Here is a 15,119-nt window from a genome sequence, read left to right on the forward strand (position 1 = left end):
CCGTCGTGTCGGATCCGAAGGCCGACCAAGGCCCGACAAGGTTGCGGCGACTCGCGATCGTTGGCGGCGCAATCCTCGGCGTGTTCGCGCTCTACCAGATCTTCGTCTGCTTCGTGGCCTACACCGACGACGCCTATGTGCGATCTGATCTTGTCTCGGTTGCTTCGGAGGTAACGGGTCGGATCGTCCAGGTGCACGTCGTCGACAACCAGGATGTCAAGAAGGGCGACAAGCTCTTCACCATCGATCCCGAGCCGTTTCAGCTTGTCGTCAACCAGCGTCAGGCGCAGATCGACGAGCAGAAGGCGCTTCTGAAGGTTTCTCAGGAGGAGCTGGCCTCCGCCGAAGCGGCACTCGCAGCATCGACTTCGGCTCACACCTATGCGCAGGAAGAGCAGCGCCGCTACGCCGACCTCGCAAGGAGTGCGTATGCGCCGCGTGCCGAGCTCGACAAGGCCAACGACGAATTGCGCCGAACGACCGCCGAGATGAGGGTTTCCCAGCTCGCCATCGAGAAGGCGCAGAGCAGCATCGTGGCCTACCGGGCAGCCCTCAATCTCGCGATGGCCGAGATGGCAACCGCGCAATGGCGCCGCAGCAAGACCGAAGTGTCATCACCAGCCGACGGATCGATCACCAATCTCACCCTGCGGGCGGGCGACATGGCGAACGCCAACGTTCCGATCATCGGCATCGTCGACGGGGGCGCGTGGCGTATCATGGCCAACTACAAGCAAGACTACATCCGATCCTTCACTGTCGGAGGCACGGCGTGGGTATGGCTCGATAGCCAGCCCTGGCACCTCCATCGCGCCAGGATCACCGGGATCGCCCGCGGCTTCAGCCGAGAGCAGGGGTCCGAGAAGCTACTCCCCTATGTCGCGCCGACCACTGACTGGATCCGGCTGCAGCGCCGCATCCCGGTGACGATCGTGCTCGAAGATCCGCCACCGGATTTGAAGCTCTACATGGGGGCCGATGCTCGCACGGTGATCTTCCCGTGAGGGAGTCCGTCGTCAAATCCGCGATGGCGGATTTCGCCGAAGCCGTGCGCGTGATCGACCGGACGTTTGCCGGGCTTTGGCGAGAGATCGAAGAGCTGGGTGAGGACCGGAGCCGGGCCCGCCAGTGCATCGTTGCGGCACTTGTGGTGCCCTTGGCCACGTCTCTCGCGTTGCTGTTCCAGGTCGAATCCGTGTGGTGGGCCGCCATCAGCGGATTCATGGCGATCATGTCGACGGGCGCCGCATCGGTTCGCCGAGGCATTCTGCGCCTCGTAGGGACGGTGTGTGGCGCGGGCCTGGGCTTCGTCGCGGCGCGATGGCTGCCATACGACCATTTCGCCCTCAGCCTTTATCTCGGCGCCATGACGATGCTGGGCGTGATCGGCATGCAAGTCAGCCCGCATGGACTGGCTTGGCTGTTCGCTGCGATCACCTCGAGCCTGGTCCTGCTGATGGGCCTGAACGACCCACTGCAGGTGCCGATCGTGGCGTTCTACCGCGTGTTCGAGGTGGCCATCGGCGTTACCGCGGCAATGGTCGTCGCCAATGTCCTTGAGGACTGGCATGCCGACCCGCCGGCGCCGATGCCGGGATGGCGCCACTTGCTCGGCGCACAATGGCCGGCTCTGTTGCATGGTATGCGAGCTGCGATCTGTGTCGTCGTCGTCCTCTATGCCTGGATCTGGATCGACCTGCCGGACGTAAGTCAGATGGCGATCACGGTCGCGGCGGTGATGGCAGCTCCCGTTGTCGCCGATACAGGTCTTTCAACACGTCATCAGGTCGCGGAGCGTGCACTTCACCGTATCCTCGGATGCCTGCTGGGGGGCGTTGCAGCGTTGCTCTGTCTTGCATTGTCGGTCACATCGTTTTGCTGGTGGTTGACGATGATCGGCGGCGGGATCTGGATGTGCATGCACATCCAGACCAGCAAGCGTGGAGTCGGTTATGTCGGTACCCAGGCGGGGATCGTTTTCATCATCACGCTGATCCAAGGCAGCCGGCCGCCGGCCAGCATCATGCCGGGAATTGATCGATTTGCGGGAATTACCGGCGGTCTTGGCATCTTGCTGATCGTGTCGCTGCTGCTTTGGCCAAGCGATCCGGTACTCACGCCAGAGCGGAATTCCGGGAAGTGAACCGGCTGGCCGTGCATCATGTGACCCATGCACATCACGACGAGCCATCGACGCTCTGCACGCTTGTTCATGCGAGGCGGGCCGCTAGGCTGACATAATGACTGTCTCCGCGCCGCCTCCGGCGGACCGCATTCTGCGCTCCATCGTCTCCACGGTCGTGGCGATGACATGCTTTGCCATCCTGAACGCAATGTCGAAGACGCTCTCGACCTCGGGCTATCCCGTGATCCAGGTGATCTGGGCGCGCTATATCTTCGCCTTTATCTTCATGTTGGCGATGTTCCTGCCGCGCAACGGAATGGGCCTGTTCACCATCCGCCGGCTCGAGACGCAGATCGTGCGCGGCCTGCTGCTCTTCTTTTCGTCCTACTTCTATTTCCACGGCGTGGTCTATCTGCCGCTGGCGACAGCCGCCTCGATCTCCTTGTCGAGTCCCTTGATCGTGACGGCCTTGTCCTCGCGGCTGCTCGGCGAGCCGGTTGGTCCGCGGCGCTGGGCGGCGGTCGCGGTGGGTTTCATCGGGGCGCTGATCATCGTGCGGCCAGGCCACGCCGATTTTGATTGGCACATCCTGTGGGTGGTGGCGAGCACCGTCTGCAGCGCCTTCTACCAGCTCTTCTCGCGGCGCTACGGTCAGACCGAGCGGCCGGATGCATCGGCGACGCTGGCGACCATTGTCGGCACCCTGGCGGCCAGTCCGTTCGTGCCGTTCGAATGGGCCATGCCGGCCTCGACGTGGCATCTCGTCCTGTTCGTCGGAATGGGGGTGATGGCCGGCGCGGGCCATTACTTCCTCACCATCGCCTACAGCCAGGCACCGGCCGCGGTCGTGTCGCCATTCAACTACACCCAGCTCATTGGGGCGGCTGTCCTGGGCTTTTTCGTCTTCGACGAAACGCCCGACGAGTGGACCTGGATCGGTGCGACCGTGATCATCGCGTCCGGACTTTACATCGGCTATCGCGAGCGAGTGCGCTACCGCCGTAAACTCACGTCGCAGTCGTGACCAGCCGTGCAATGTAGAAACCGTCCAACCCTCCGCGCTCGGCCCACATGGACGGCAGGGTCCGGACATCGCCTGCCGGCGTGATCGCATGGGCGAGCCCGGGCAACTCCTCCGGCCGGACCGGCACGCGCTTCACATTCGGCGCTCGGCCCAACAGGGCCGCGATGCGCGCCGGCCCCTCATCTTCCTGCAACGAGCAAACGGCATAGATCAGCATGCTGTCGGGTTTCAGCAGATCGAGCGCATGCAGCAGCAGACGATCCTGGGCAAGCGTCAATCGAGCGACGTCTTCCTCATCCTTCAGCCAGGCGATATCGGGATGGCGACGCAGCGTTCCGCTACCCGAGCACGGTGCATCGAGGAGGATGGCGTCGAATTTTTCCGCCGGCAGCCATTTGCTCGCGTCCGCGGTCACCAGGTGAGCGTTAAAACCGGTCCGCGCGAGATTGTCCTCGAGACGACTGATGCGGCGAGGCGAGATGTCGATAGCCGTGACGATGGCGCCGGCGGCGCAGAGCTGCAGGGTCTTGCCTCCCGGTGCGGCGCACAGATCGGCAACGCGCTTGCCGGCGATGTCGCCCAACAGTCGGGCGGGCAACGCGGCAGCGGCATCCTGGACCCACCACGCGCCTTCTGCGAAGCCGGGCAGATCGGTAATCGCGCCCCCGGTCGCGCGCCGAAGGGTTCCGGTCGGCAGCATCTCGGCGTTGAGACGGCCGGCCCAGAACGCGGTGTCGGCGCGAGGAGTAAGGTCGAGCGGAGCCTCGACCAGATGCGACGCGGCGATGGCACGCGCGGTTTCCTCGCCGTAATCCGCCGACCAGCTCTGCCACAGCCAGCGCGGCGTATTGAGACGCGCCGGATCGCGATCGCCCAGCAGCGCCACCCCTTCGCGCGCAACGCGGCGCAGCACGGCATTGGCCAATCCCTTGAGGTGAGGGAGATGGGCATCCTCGACCAGGCGGACCGAGGTATCGACGGCGGCGTGCGCGGGAGTACCGACGAACAGAAGCTGCGCCGCTCCGAGGCGCAGCACCTCGCGCGCGGCCAGGTTGGCGCCTTCCAGCGGCCGCTCGACCAGCATCGCCAGAACTTCGTCGATCTCGCCGAGCCGTCGCAGCGTCGTCGCCAGCAGGAAACGCACAAAGGCGCGATCGCGCGGATCGAGCGCGGCGAAGCCTTCATGGCGGACCAGGGTGTCGTCGAGCGGCTGGCCTTTGTCCAGGCAAGCGATCAGGACCTCGAGCGCGACGCGGCGGGAGGCGAGGGAGGCGTCCATCGCTTGGCGCTATAAACGCGGTTGGCGCTCTTGTCATGGCTCGGTATGTTGGCGCTACAAACAAATAGGAGGAAACGGCCAATGAGAAGATCAACCGTCGCTTTGGTCCTCGGCCTGATCGCGGCCGCCGGCCTTCCGGCCGCCGCCCAGGACAAGACGGTCGACCTCAAGATCTCCATCTGGCTGCCGCCGGCCCATCCCCTGGTGCCCGCGACCAAGGCCTGGGCTGAAGACATCCAGAAGGAGTCGGGTGGCACCATCAAGACGACGATCTTTCCTTCCGAGCAACTCGGCAAGGCGTTCGATCACTACGACATGGCGCGCGACGGCATCGCCGACCTGACCTACGTCAACCCCGGCTATCAGCCCGGCCGCTTTCCGGTGATCGCCGCCGGCCAGCTTCCCTTCATGTTCGCCGACGCCAAGAAGGGGACCGCCGCGCTCGATGCCTGGTACCGCAAGTACGCCGCCCAGGAGATGAAGGACACGCACTTCTGCTTTGCCTTCATCCACGATCCCGGCGCCTATCACGGCCGCAAGAAGGTGGTCGTTCCGGAGGACATCAAGGGCATGAAGATTCGCCCGCCGCAGAGCACCATCGCCCAGATGGTGACGATGCTGGGCGGCACGAACGTGCAGGCTTCGGCGCCAGAGGCGCGCGACGTGCTGGAACGTGGCGTGGCCGATGCGATCTTCTTCCCGTGGGGCTCGATGTTCCTGTTCGGCCTCGACAAGGTCACCAAGTATCATATGGACGTGCCGCTCTATACGACCACCTTCACCTACTCGATGAACAAGGCGAAGTACGACGGCATGTCGCCTGCGCAGAAGAAGGTGATCGACGACCACTGCACGAACGAGTGGGCGGTGAAGCTTTCCTCGCCGTGGCACGACTTCGAGGCGGCGGGGCGCGGCAAGATGAAAGCGGCAGCGGGTCACGAGGTCTACGAGCTGACACCCGATCAGCTCAAGGCGTGGAAGACCGCCGTCCAGCCGCTGCAGAAGCAGTGGGCCGATGCCGTCACCAAGGCCGGGGGCGACGCCGACTCGATCTACAAGGCGCTCGAGGCCAGCATCGCGCAATACAAGGCCGGGTTCTGAGCGAAGCGAAGGGCCGGCCAGTCGTGTCATCGCGAGCGAAGCGAAGGGTCCTTTGCAGCGCCGACTGAAGACTGCTCGCTTGAGCGCGCGGGTTGGCGCGCGACTTGGGATGAAACCGTTTCCTCGCGGCGGAGAGGCGTCAGGGAAGGGGGGTGCGTCGTGAAGCGTAGCGCGATGGACCGCATCATCGACACGATCGAGGCGATCGCGGCGGTGTTCGTGGGGCTGGTCGCGGCCGACATCTTCATTTCGGTGATGCTGCGCCGCTTCTTCAGCACACAGATCCCGGACTCCTATGATTTCGGGCGCATGCTGCTCGGCATCCTGATCTTCTGGGGCATTGCGGCTACTTCCTATCGCGGCACGCACATCACCGTCGATCTCGTCTGGGCCCAGGCTAATCGGCGCTGGAAACGCGTAATCGACGTTTTCGCCACGCTGGTCCTGCTCTTCGTGGTGACGGTCCAGACCTATACGCTGTTCGACAAGGTACGGGCGACCTATGCCGATCACGTTCTGACCTTCGATCTCCGCTTGCCGACCTGGCCTTTTTTCGCCATCGCCTGGATCGGCGACATTTCGGCCGTGGTGCTGATTGCCATCCGCACCTTCCGGCTGGTGTTCCATCCCGAGGCCATTCACGACGTCCGGTCGGCCGTGGAATGAACGCCGACAGTGTCGCGATACTGGGCTTTGTCGTCCTGTTCGCGCTCATGCTGCTGCGCGTCCCGGTCGGCATGGCCATGGGGCTGGTTGGCGTGAGCGGCTACGCCTATCTCAGCGGCGGCGCGCCGGCGCTGAAGCTGGTCGGGCTCACCTCGATGCGCACCGTCACCGACTACCAGTTCGGCGTCATTCCGATGTTCCTGCTGATGGGGGCGTTCGTCTCTCACTCCGGCGTGAGCCGCGAGCTGTTTCGCGCCGCCAACACCTTCATCGGCCACCGGCGTGGTGGCCTGGGGTTGGCCACCGTCCTGTCCTGCGGCGGCTTCGCCGCCATCTCGGGTTCGTCGGTCGCGACAGCGGCAACCTTTTCGACGGTCGCCTATCCCGAGATGCGTCGCTACGGCTACCCGCAGAGCTTCGCCACCGGCGTGATCGCGGCGGGCGGCACGCTCGGCGCGATGTTGCCGCCCTCCACGGTGCTCGCGGTCTATGGTCTCATCACCCAGCAGGACATCGGCAAGCTCTTCATGGCCGGCATCCTGCCGGGGCTGCTGGCCATGTCGATGTACCTCATGACCATAGCCCTGATCTGCCGGGTGAAGCCGGATTTCCTGCCGATCGCACCGAAATCGCCCTGGAAGGAGCGCATGGCCGGCTTGCGCGATGTCTGGGCGCCGCTGTCGCTCTTCGTGTTCGTGATCGGCGGGCTCTATGGTGGCGTCTTCACGCCGACCGAGGCGGGCGGCGTCGGCGCGGGCGGCGCATTCCTGCTGGGCGTGCTGCGCGGCCGACTGGGTCGCGCCGAAATCCGCGCTTCGCTCCTGCAGGCGACGCGCACCGCGGCGGCCGTCTTCACCGTGCTGATCGGCGCGCTGCTGTTCGGCTACTTCCTTACAATCACCCAGGTGCCGCAGAAGGTGACCGAGTTTCTGACCGGCCTCGGCATCGGCAGCTACGGCGTGCTCGTCCTCATCATGCTGATGTACCTGATGCTCGGCTGTCTGATGGATGCCATGGCGATGATCATCCTGACTGTGCCCATCATCTTCCCCGTGGTGACGCATCTCGGCTTCGATCCGATCTGGTTCGGTGTGATCATCGTCATGACCGTGGAGCTCGGCCTGATCCACCCGCCGGTCGGCATGAACGTCTTCGTGATCAAGAGCGTGATCCAGGACGTCACGTTTTCGTCAATCTTCAAGGGCGTACTGCCCTTCATCGCGACCGACATCCTGCGACTCGTTATCCTGATTGCTTTCCCGATCATCGCTCTCTGGCTGCCAGGCCACATGTAAGGCTACCGTGCGGCCCGAAAGGATTCCCGCATGAAGAGAGTAGGCTCGTTCCTCGGCGACTGGTGGCGCCTCGTCATTCCCTACTTCAGGTCCGAGGAGTGGCCGATCGCGATCGCGCTGCTGATCGGCGCGATCGCGCTCACTTTCGCCGGCGTGGGCCTCGAAGTCCTGTTCAACGACTGGAACCGGCGTTTCTACGACAGCATCCAGAACAAGAACGAGACCGTGTTCTGGAGGGAGATCATCTTCTTCTCCTGGCTGGCCGCGCTCTACATCATGGTCTTCGTGGCGCGCGCCATCGTCAGTCCCTATCTGCGGCTGCGCTGGCGGCGGTGGTTGACCAGCCACTATCTGGCGCATTGGCTCGACGATCGCGGCTACTATCGCATCGAGCTCACACGTGCCGTGGACAATGTGGACCAGCGCATCGCAGAGGACCTGAACCAGCTCGGCCAATATACCATGACGCTGCTGCTCGGGCTGCTGGGCGCGGTCGCGACGCTGATCTCCTTCCTGTTCATCCTGTGGGAGCTGTCCGGCCCGCTGTCGCTCGCTTCGATCGGCATCGACATCACGGTTCCCGGCTACATGGCCTGGGTGTGCCTGATCTATGCCGTCGTGGGCAGCTACCTCGCGAATCTCGTGGGAAGGCGCCTCATTCCGCTCAACTTCATGAGACAGAGATTCGAGGCGAACTTCCGCTTCTCGCTGGTGCGCGTGCGCGAGAATGCCGAGGGAATCGCTCTCTATCACGGCGAGAAACGCGAGGCCGATTCGCTCAACGCGCGCTTCATCGACGTCTTCAACAACGGCTTTCGCGTGCTGATGACCCAGGCGCAGCTTGCCTTCTACCAGTCGGGCTACGCCCAGCTCGCGATCATCTTTCCCTACGTGGTCACGGCACCGCGCTTCTTCGCCGGAGTCATCACGTTCGGCGTGATGACGCAGACCGCCTCGGCGTTCGGGCAAGTCCAGACGGCGCTGTCCTTCTTCATCGACAACTACACCTCTCTTGCCGAGCTCCGGGCGGTGATGGACCGGCTCAAGGGACTGCAAATTGCGACGGACGAGAAGCCGCCGACTGCGATCGAGGTCATGCCTCAACCGGGCAGATCGGGCGTCGCGACCGAGGACCTGACGCTTTCCCTGCCGGGCGGCCAGGCGCTGCTCGAGAATCTCGATCTCCCATTGGAAAAGGGGCAGTCGGTCCTGGTGCGCGGCGCGAGCGGCACGGGCAAGAGCACGCTGTTCCGCGCGCTCGCCGGCATCTGGCCCTTCGGCCGCGGTCGCGTACGTGTACCCGAGGGCGCGCGCGTGCTGTTCCTTCCTCAGAAGCCATACATCCCCATCGGGACATTGCGCGATGCCGTGAGGTATCCCGACGAGAATTCGCGCGCATCCGATGCCGACATCGCCGCCGCCCTGCAGGCCACGGGACTTGGCCATCTGACAGACCGGCTCGACGAGGTGGCGCATTGGAGCAACGTCCTGTCGGGCGGCGAGCAGCAGCGGCTCGCCGCAGCGCGCGCGATCGTCTTCAAGCCCGACTGGCTCTTTATGGACGAGGCGACCGCCTCGCTCGACGATGCCGCCGAAGCGACGGTCTATAATGCATTGAAGAAACAACTGCCCGGTACGACCATGGTATCGATCGGCCACCGGCCGACGCTTCGAAAATGGCATGACCGCCAACTCGAACTGAAGCGCGCGCCGGGGGAAGTCGGGACGTTGGTCGAGGTACCGGCATGACGGCTGCGACGCACGCGGAGTTGGCTGATGCGGAGGACCAGTGGCATCTTTCACGTCGAATACCAATGAAGGAGTTGAAGGATGAGCAAGCAGGTTCCGGACACGGCGGAGGACAATGCTCGCCTCGTCACGACGCGCGAGGCGTCGCGCAGGGATCATTTGCCTTATGACATCAGGCACATCGACGATGTCGCATGGGAGACGATCCGCTGGCCGGGAGAGACCGGCAAGATGCTGTTCCATCCGCGGCCCGAGCGGCCGACCGAGCCCAACGCCGGCATTCTCCGGCTCGAGCCGGGCGCCTGGCATCCCGAGCACTATCACGGCTTCGCGCAGGTCTGGTACGTGCTGAAGGGCGAGTTCACGATCGGCGGAAAGCTGTGCCGGCCCGGCACGATGCTGTTCCATCCCGACCCGCACTTCGAGGGCGAATTCCGGACCGAGACCGGCGGCGAGGTTCTGATCGTGCAGTATCCCGGCCCGACGACCGGCGAACGACCGATCTATGCCGGCCGCTTCGACATGGCCGATCGCAAGACGGTCGCGGAGGAACGCGTCGATCTCTAGGGGAGGGAATGCCATGACCGCGCGCACCCGCAACGCTCCGGAGTTCAAGCATCCCGACGAGATGGAATGGGAGCTCGGGCGATTTCGGAACGTCACGAAGTTCCTCTTTCATCCGACGCCGGAAAGGCCGACCGTGCCCAACGCGGGCTTCCTGCGCTACGAGCCGGGGGCAGGGTTTCCCTTCCACAAGCACGACTTCGCGCAGATCTGGTACATCATCGAGGGCGAGTTCCAGATGGGCGACAAGAGATACGGCCCCGGCACCCTCGTCTACATGGAAGACCCGCATTTCGAGAACGAGATGCGGACCGAGACCGGTGGCACGGTGCTTTTCGTGCAATATCCCGGTCCGACGACGGGTAGCCGTCCGATCTACGAGGGGCGGATGAACCTCAAGGCCGCGCCGCCGCCCGAGACACTCGACCTCGAGCATTGACCCATCGGAGCGCACCACTCCAGTGGCTCCAGCTCGCTCATTCGGCGCATTGCCATGCGCCAGTGGCGCGCAAGATACGCGGCCCAAATGAGCGTGAGCGCCACCGGACTGGCGCGCTCCTTGTATCAGCGAAGGCCGGCGTTGATGCGCTCGAGCGCCTGCGGGCCGGGGCAAAGATCCGCCGTCTGAAGCGAGTTCAGAGGCGCGTCGACCGTGTTCAGGTTGGCGTGCAGGTCCATCGGGCTCGGATCGACGTAGAGAAGGCCGGTGACGACCTCGCCCGAGGCAAGGCCCTCCTGCACGCGCTTCACCGCCGCGATCTTGTCGGAAGGATCGTAGTCCTCGCCAAGCTTGCGCAGCCGCAGGATCGACCCGTCGTGTTGCTGCACCGTGGTCGCGGTGCCGGGTGCATAGTCCGCGGTGATCTCCTCACGATCTTCGATGAAGTCGAGGCGGTTCAGCGCTTCGTTATGCTCGCGCACATATTCATAGCTCTTGGTCGAGCCGGCGTGGTTGTTGAAGGCGACACATGGGCTGACGATGTCGAGGAACGCTGCACCCCTGTGCGCCATCGCCGCCTTGATGAGCGGCACGAGCTGCTGCTTGTCGCCGGAGAAGGAGCGGCCGACGAAGGTAGCGCCCATCAGGATCGCCATCGACACGAGGTCGATCGAGGCGTCGGCGTTGGCGACGCCCTTCTTGCTGATCGAACCCTTGTCCGCAGTCGCCGAGAACTGGCCCTTGGTGAGACCGTAAACGCCGTTGTTCATGACGATATAGGTCATGTTCACGCCGCGCCGCATGATGTGCGCGAACTGGCCGAGGCCGATCGAGGCCGAATCGCCATCGCCCGACACACCCATGTAGATCAGGTCCTTGTTGGCCAGATTGGCGCCCGTCATGACCGACGGCATGCGCCCGTGCACCGTGTTGAAGCCGTGACTGGCGCCGACGAAGTAGGTCGGCGCCTTGGACGAGCAGCCGATGCCCGACAGCTTCGCCACCTGGTGCGGCAGGATGTCGAGCTCGTAGCAGGCCTGGATGATCGCGGCGCTGATCGAGTCGTGGCCGCAGCCGGCGCAGAGCGTCGAGACGGCGCCTTCATAGTCGCGGCGGGTGAAGCCCGCCTTGTTCTTGACCAGCGAGGGATGATGGAGCCTGGGCTTGGCGATGAAGGTCATGACGCAGCCTTGTCGAAGGGAACAACCTTGAGCTGGCCGAGCTTCTTGGCGATGTCGGCCGCGATGAAGCGCGCTGTAATCGGCGTACCATCGTAGTGCAGGACGGGAACGAGCTTGCGCGCATCGAGCGTGAACTCGCTCATCAGCATGGTCCGCAGCTGGCCGTCGCGGTTCTGCTCGACAACGAACACCTTGTCGTGTTCGTGGATGAAGTCCTCCACCGTCTTCGAGAACGGGAACGACCGCACGCGCAGCGCATTGACGTGGTTGCCGTCGGCCTCGATATGGTCGAGGGCCTCGGCCATCGCGGGGCTCGTCGATCCGAAATAGATCACGCCAAAGCGCGTCGCCTTCGGCGAGGAGTAGCGCAGTGGCTGCGGCGCGATCCTTGCAGCCGTCGCGAATTTCTTCTGCAGCCGCTCCATGTTGCGCACATAGACCGACCCGTCCTCGGAGTAGCGCGCATACTCGTTCTTGGTCGTGCCGCGGGTGAAGAACGAGCCCTTGGTCGGGTGCGTGCCGGGATAGGTGCGAAAGGGAATGCCGTCGCCATCGACATCGAGATAGCGGCCGAAGGTCTTGCCGGCCTCGAGATCGGCCGCCGTCATTACCTTGCCGCGGTCGAACACCCGGTTCTCGTCCCACTGGAAGGGATGGCAGAGGCGGTGGTTCATGCCGATGTCGAGATCGGTCATGACGAAGACGGGCGTCTGCAGACGATCGGCAAGATCAAGCGCCTGGGCCGTGAACTCGAAGCATTCCTTCGGGTCTTCCGGGAACAGCAGCACGTGCTTGGTGTCGCCGTTGGACGCGTAGGCGCAGGACAGCAGATCCGACTGTTGCGTGCGCGTCGGCATGCCTGTCGACGGCCCGCCGCGTTGCACGTTCACGATTACCGCCGGCACTTCGGCGAAGTAGGAGAGGCCGATGAACTCGGTCATCAGCGAGATACCCGGCCCCGACGTCGCGGTGAAGGCGCGCGCGCCGTTCCAGGCGGCACCGATCACCATGCCGATCGAGGCGAGCTCGTCCTCGGCCTGGACGATGGCGTATTTGGCCTTGCCGGTCTCCTTGTCGTGCCGCAGCCGCTTGCAGTGATTGGCGAAGGCTTCGGCGAGCGAGGACGACGGGGTGATGGGGTACCAGGCACAGACCGTCGCGCCGCCATAGACCGCACCGAGGGCGGCGGCATTGTTGCCCTCGACGAAGATGCGGTTGCCGACATTGTCGGCGCGGCGAACCTCGAGCTTCACCGTGCCGGCATCGAGATGCTGCGTGACCCAGTCGCGGCCGAGATTGAGCGCCTTGACGTTCGAATCGAGCAACTTCTCCTTGCCCCTGAACTGCTCCCCGAACAGCCGCTCGATCTCCTTCGGATCGATGCCGAGCAGGACCGAAAGCGCGCCGACATAGATGATGTTCTTGAAGAGCTGGCGCTGGCGGGCGTCGGTGTAGGTGGCGTTGCAGATGGCGGTGAGCGGCACGCCGATGACATTGACGTCGTCGCGGAACGCGGAGGAGGGCATCGGCTTGGTGCTGTCGTAGAAGAGATAGCCGCCGGGCTCGATCTCCTTCACGTCCTGGGCCCAGGTCTGCGGATTCATCGCGACCATCAGGTCGACGCCACCGCGCCGGCCGAGATAGCCCTTCTCCGTGATGCGCACCTCGTACCAGGTCGGCAGGCCCTGGATATTCGAGGGGAAGATGTTGCGCGGGCTCACCGGCACGCCCATGCGCAGGATCGCGCGCGCGAACAGCTCGTTGGCGCTCGCCGATCCGGAGCCGTTGACGTTCGCGAACTTGACGACGAAATCGTTAACGGCGGCTATTGCTGGCGGCATGCATGCTCCGCTTGAGTCATTTCCGTGTAATACTTGCGCATGTCCCATGCGCCGGTCGGGCAGCGCTCTGCGCAAAGCCCGCAATGCAGGCAGACGTCCTCGTCCTTGACCATGACGCGGCCCGTCTTGAGATCGTTGCCGATGTAAAGATCCTGGGTCGGGTTGACCGCCGGCGCGTTGAGCCGCCGGCGCAGATCCTTCTCCTCACCGTTCTCGGTGAAGGTGATGCAATCCATCGGGCAGATGTCGACGCAGGCATCGCATTCGATACAGAGCGTGCCGGTGAAGACGGTCTGTACGTCGCAGTTCAGGCAGCGCCGCGCCTCCTGGAAGGCGAGCTCGGGATCGAAGCCCAGTTCGACCTCGGCCATGATGTCCTTGAGCGCCTCCTGCTTGGCGCGATGCGGCACCTTGAACCGGTGATCGATGGTGGGCGCGTTGTCGTAGCTCCACTCGTGGATACCCATCTTCTGACTGACGATGTTGACACCCGGCGCCGGCCGCTCCTCGACCTTTCCGCCCGACAGGAGCTTATGGATAGAGATGGCGGCGTCGTGGCCGTGAGCCGCGGCCCAGATGATGTTCTTCGGACCAAACGCCGCGTCGCCGCCGAAAAACACGTTCTTCGCCGTGCTTTGCAGTGTGTTCTCGTCGAGCTTGGGCAGGCCCCATTTGTCGAACTCGATGCCGGCGTCCTTCTCGATCCAGGGAAAGGCGTTCTCCTGGCCGATCGCAACCAGCACGTCGTCGCATTCGAAATGCTGGTCGGGCTCGCCCGACGGCACCAGCGAACGGCGGCCCTTGGCGTCGTACTCGGCGCGCACTTTCTCGAATCGCACGCCGGTGATCTTGCCGTTGTCGTGCGTCACTTCCTTCGGCACCAGGAAGTTCAGGATGGGGATGTCCTCCCCCATCGCGTCCTCCTTCTCCCACGGCGAGGCCTTCATTTCCTCGAAGCCGGAGCGGACAATCACCTTGACGTCCTCGCCGCCGAGACGGCGGGCTGTGCGGCAACAATCCATCGCGGTATTGCCGCCACCCAGTACGATCACGCGCTTGCCGACGCCGGTCGTATGGCCGAACGACACCGACGACAGCCAGTCGATGCCGATATGAATGTTGGCCGCCGCTTGCTTGCGGCCCGGTACGTCGAGTTCGCGCCCGCGCGGCGCGCCACAGCCCACGAAGACGGCGTCGTAGCCCTCAGCGAGGAGCTTCTTCATCGAACCGATCTTCCGATGGCGGAATTCGATGTTGCCGATGCCGGTGATGTAGCCCACCTCCTCGTCGATCACCGACTCGGGCAGGCGGAAGTGCGGGATCTGCGTGCGGATGAAACCGCCGAGCTTGGGATCCTGGTCGTAGATCACGATCTCGTAGCCGAGCACCGCAAGGTCGCGAGCGACCGTGAGCGAGGCGGGGCCACCGCCCACGCAGGCCACTCGCTTGCCATTCCTCGCCGGCGCCCGGGGCATGCGCTCGGCGATCGCGTCGTCCTTGTAGTCGGCTGCGACGCGCTTCAGCCGGCAGATCGCCACCGGCTCCTTCTTGCCCTTGACGAGGGTCTCGTCCTCGACGCGGCTGCGGCGGCAGGCCGGCTCGCAGGGGCGGTCGCACGTGCGGCCGAGGATCCCCGGGAAGACATTCGATTTCCAGTTGATCATGTAGGCGTCGGAGTATCGCCCGTGGGCGATAAGTCGAATGTACTCCGGAACCGGCGTATGAGCCGGGCACGCCCACTGGCAGTCCACCACCTTGTGGAAGTAGTCGGGATTCGTGATGTCGGTCGGCTTCAAAACTGAACTCACTTCGGGCTGCCAGTGGCAGCAGCCGAGCTTGGATGAACGACGATTTA

12 protein-coding genes and 1 pseudogene are annotated in these 15,119 nt (G+C 64.1%); 9 read left to right on the plus strand and 4 right to left on the minus strand.

The window, feature by feature from the left end; all coding sequences use genetic code 11:
• Positions 1–5: 5 nt before the first annotated feature.
• The 3 genes from VH499_RS09720 to VH499_RS09730 all read left to right on the plus strand — a co-directional run bounded on the left by VH499_RS09720 (position 6) and on the right by VH499_RS09730 (position 3,149).
• Positions 6–1,004 carry an HlyD family secretion protein gene (locus VH499_RS09720; RefSeq protein WP_332052518.1) on the plus strand — a complete coding sequence of 333 codons (999 nt, stop codon included), beginning with the start codon at positions 6–8 and terminating at the stop codon, positions 1,002–1,004.
• A 23-nt stretch (positions 1,005–1,027) separates the two neighbouring features.
• Entirely contained in the window at positions 1,028–2,143 is a 1,116-nt protein-coding gene (locus tag VH499_RS09725) for an FUSC family protein (protein ID WP_332052519.1), read from the plus strand.
• A 97-nt stretch (positions 2,144–2,240) separates the two neighbouring features.
• On the plus strand, positions 2,241–3,149 hold the full coding sequence (locus VH499_RS09730) for a DMT family transporter (RefSeq protein WP_332052520.1): 909 nt from the start codon (positions 2,241–2,243) through the stop codon (positions 3,147–3,149).
• On the opposite strand, the pseudogene VH499_RS09735 reads toward VH499_RS09730, so the two are convergent.
• Positions 3,133–4,465, minus strand: a pseudogene (locus VH499_RS09735) (RsmB/NOP family class I SAM-dependent RNA methyltransferase). The gene VH499_RS09730 and the pseudogene VH499_RS09735 overlap by 17 nt on opposite strands.
• Before the next feature lie 44 nt (positions 4,466–4,509).
• On the opposite strand from VH499_RS09735, the gene VH499_RS09740 reads away from it, so the two are divergent.
• The 6 genes from VH499_RS09740 to VH499_RS09765 all read left to right on the plus strand — a co-directional run bounded on the left by VH499_RS09740 (position 4,510) and on the right by VH499_RS09765 (position 10,242).
• A complete protein-coding gene (locus VH499_RS09740) occupies positions 4,510–5,529 on the plus strand; it encodes a TRAP transporter substrate-binding protein (protein WP_332052522.1) in 1,020 nt (339 codons plus the stop codon).
• A gap of 159 nt (positions 5,530–5,688) precedes the next feature.
• Positions 5,689–6,195 carry a TRAP transporter small permease gene (locus VH499_RS09745; RefSeq protein WP_332052523.1) on the plus strand — a complete coding sequence of 169 codons (507 nt, stop codon included), beginning with the start codon at positions 5,689–5,691 and terminating at the stop codon, positions 6,193–6,195.
• Positions 6,192–7,490 carry a TRAP transporter permease gene (locus VH499_RS09750; protein WP_332052524.1) on the plus strand — a complete coding sequence of 433 codons (1,299 nt, stop codon included), beginning with the start codon at positions 6,192–6,194 and terminating at the stop codon, positions 7,488–7,490. Before VH499_RS09745 ends, VH499_RS09750 begins: the two co-directional genes overlap by 4 nt.
• Positions 7,491–7,520: 30 nt before the next feature.
• Positions 7,521–9,239 carry an ABC transporter ATP-binding protein/permease gene (locus VH499_RS09755; protein ID WP_332052525.1) on the plus strand — a complete coding sequence of 573 codons (1,719 nt, stop codon included), beginning with the start codon at positions 7,521–7,523 and terminating at the stop codon, positions 9,237–9,239.
• Positions 9,240–9,320: 81 nt separating this feature from the next.
• Positions 9,321–9,806, plus strand: coding sequence for a hypothetical protein (locus VH499_RS09760; protein ID WP_332052526.1), 486 nt, complete (start codon positions 9,321–9,323; stop codon positions 9,804–9,806).
• 13 nt (positions 9,807–9,819) lie between these two features.
• Positions 9,820–10,242: a cupin domain-containing protein gene (locus VH499_RS09765; protein WP_332052527.1), complete on the plus strand. Its 423-nt coding sequence runs from the start codon at positions 9,820–9,822 to the stop codon at positions 10,240–10,242.
• A gap of 125 nt (positions 10,243–10,367) precedes the next feature.
• Here the strand turns inward: VH499_RS09765 and VH499_RS09770 are convergent, their stop codons facing one another.
• Genes VH499_RS09770 through VH499_RS09780 form a run of 3 tightly spaced genes read right to left on the minus strand, consistent with a single transcriptional unit; the run spans position 10,368 to position 15,060 of the window.
• Positions 10,368–11,423, minus strand: coding sequence for a 2-oxoacid:ferredoxin oxidoreductase subunit beta (locus VH499_RS09770; RefSeq protein WP_332052528.1), 1,056 nt, complete (start codon positions 11,421–11,423; stop codon positions 10,368–10,370).
• A complete protein-coding gene (locus VH499_RS09775; protein ID WP_332052529.1) occupies positions 11,420–13,264 on the minus strand; it encodes a 2-oxoacid:acceptor oxidoreductase subunit alpha in 1,845 nt (614 codons plus the stop codon). The genes VH499_RS09770 and VH499_RS09775 overlap by 4 nt, the downstream gene beginning before the upstream one ends.
• On the minus strand, positions 13,249–15,060 hold the full coding sequence (locus tag VH499_RS09780; protein WP_332052577.1) for an FAD-dependent oxidoreductase: 1,812 nt from the start codon (positions 15,058–15,060) through the stop codon (positions 13,249–13,251). The genes VH499_RS09775 and VH499_RS09780 overlap by 16 nt, the downstream gene beginning before the upstream one ends.
• Positions 15,061–15,119: the final 59 nt, after the last annotated feature.

It is taken from the genome of Reyranella sp., from assembly GCF_036558665.1.
Taxonomy (GTDB): Bacteria; Pseudomonadota; Alphaproteobacteria; order Reyranellales; family Reyranellaceae; genus Reyranella.

What these genes read in the sequence shown, in the direction of transcription:
- VH499_RS09755 (WP_332052525.1), top strand. Translation starts at nt 7,521, where the DNA reads ATGAAGAGAGTAGGCTCGTTCCTCGGCGACTGGTGGCGCCTCGTCATT.
- VH499_RS09775 (WP_332052529.1), bottom strand. Translation starts at nt 13,264, where the DNA reads ATGCCGCCAGCAATAGCCGCCGTTAACGATTTCGTCGTCAAGTTCGCG.
- VH499_RS09760 (WP_332052526.1), top strand. Translation starts at nt 9,321, where the DNA reads ATGAGCAAGCAGGTTCCGGACACGGCGGAGGACAATGCTCGCCTCGTC.
- VH499_RS09730 (WP_332052520.1), top strand. Translation starts at nt 2,241, where the DNA reads ATGACTGTCTCCGCGCCGCCTCCGGCGGACCGCATTCTGCGCTCCATC.
- VH499_RS09740 (WP_332052522.1), top strand. Translation starts at nt 4,510, where the DNA reads ATGAGAAGATCAACCGTCGCTTTGGTCCTCGGCCTGATCGCGGCCGCC.
- VH499_RS09765 (WP_332052527.1), top strand. Translation starts at nt 9,820, where the DNA reads ATGACCGCGCGCACCCGCAACGCTCCGGAGTTCAAGCATCCCGACGAG.
- VH499_RS09725 (WP_332052519.1), top strand. Translation starts at nt 1,028, where the DNA reads ATGGCGGATTTCGCCGAAGCCGTGCGCGTGATCGACCGGACGTTTGCC.
- VH499_RS09750 (WP_332052524.1), top strand. Translation starts at nt 6,192, where the DNA reads ATGAACGCCGACAGTGTCGCGATACTGGGCTTTGTCGTCCTGTTCGCG.
- VH499_RS09770 (WP_332052528.1), bottom strand. Translation starts at nt 11,423, where the DNA reads ATGACCTTCATCGCCAAGCCCAGGCTCCATCATCCCTCGCTGGTCAAG.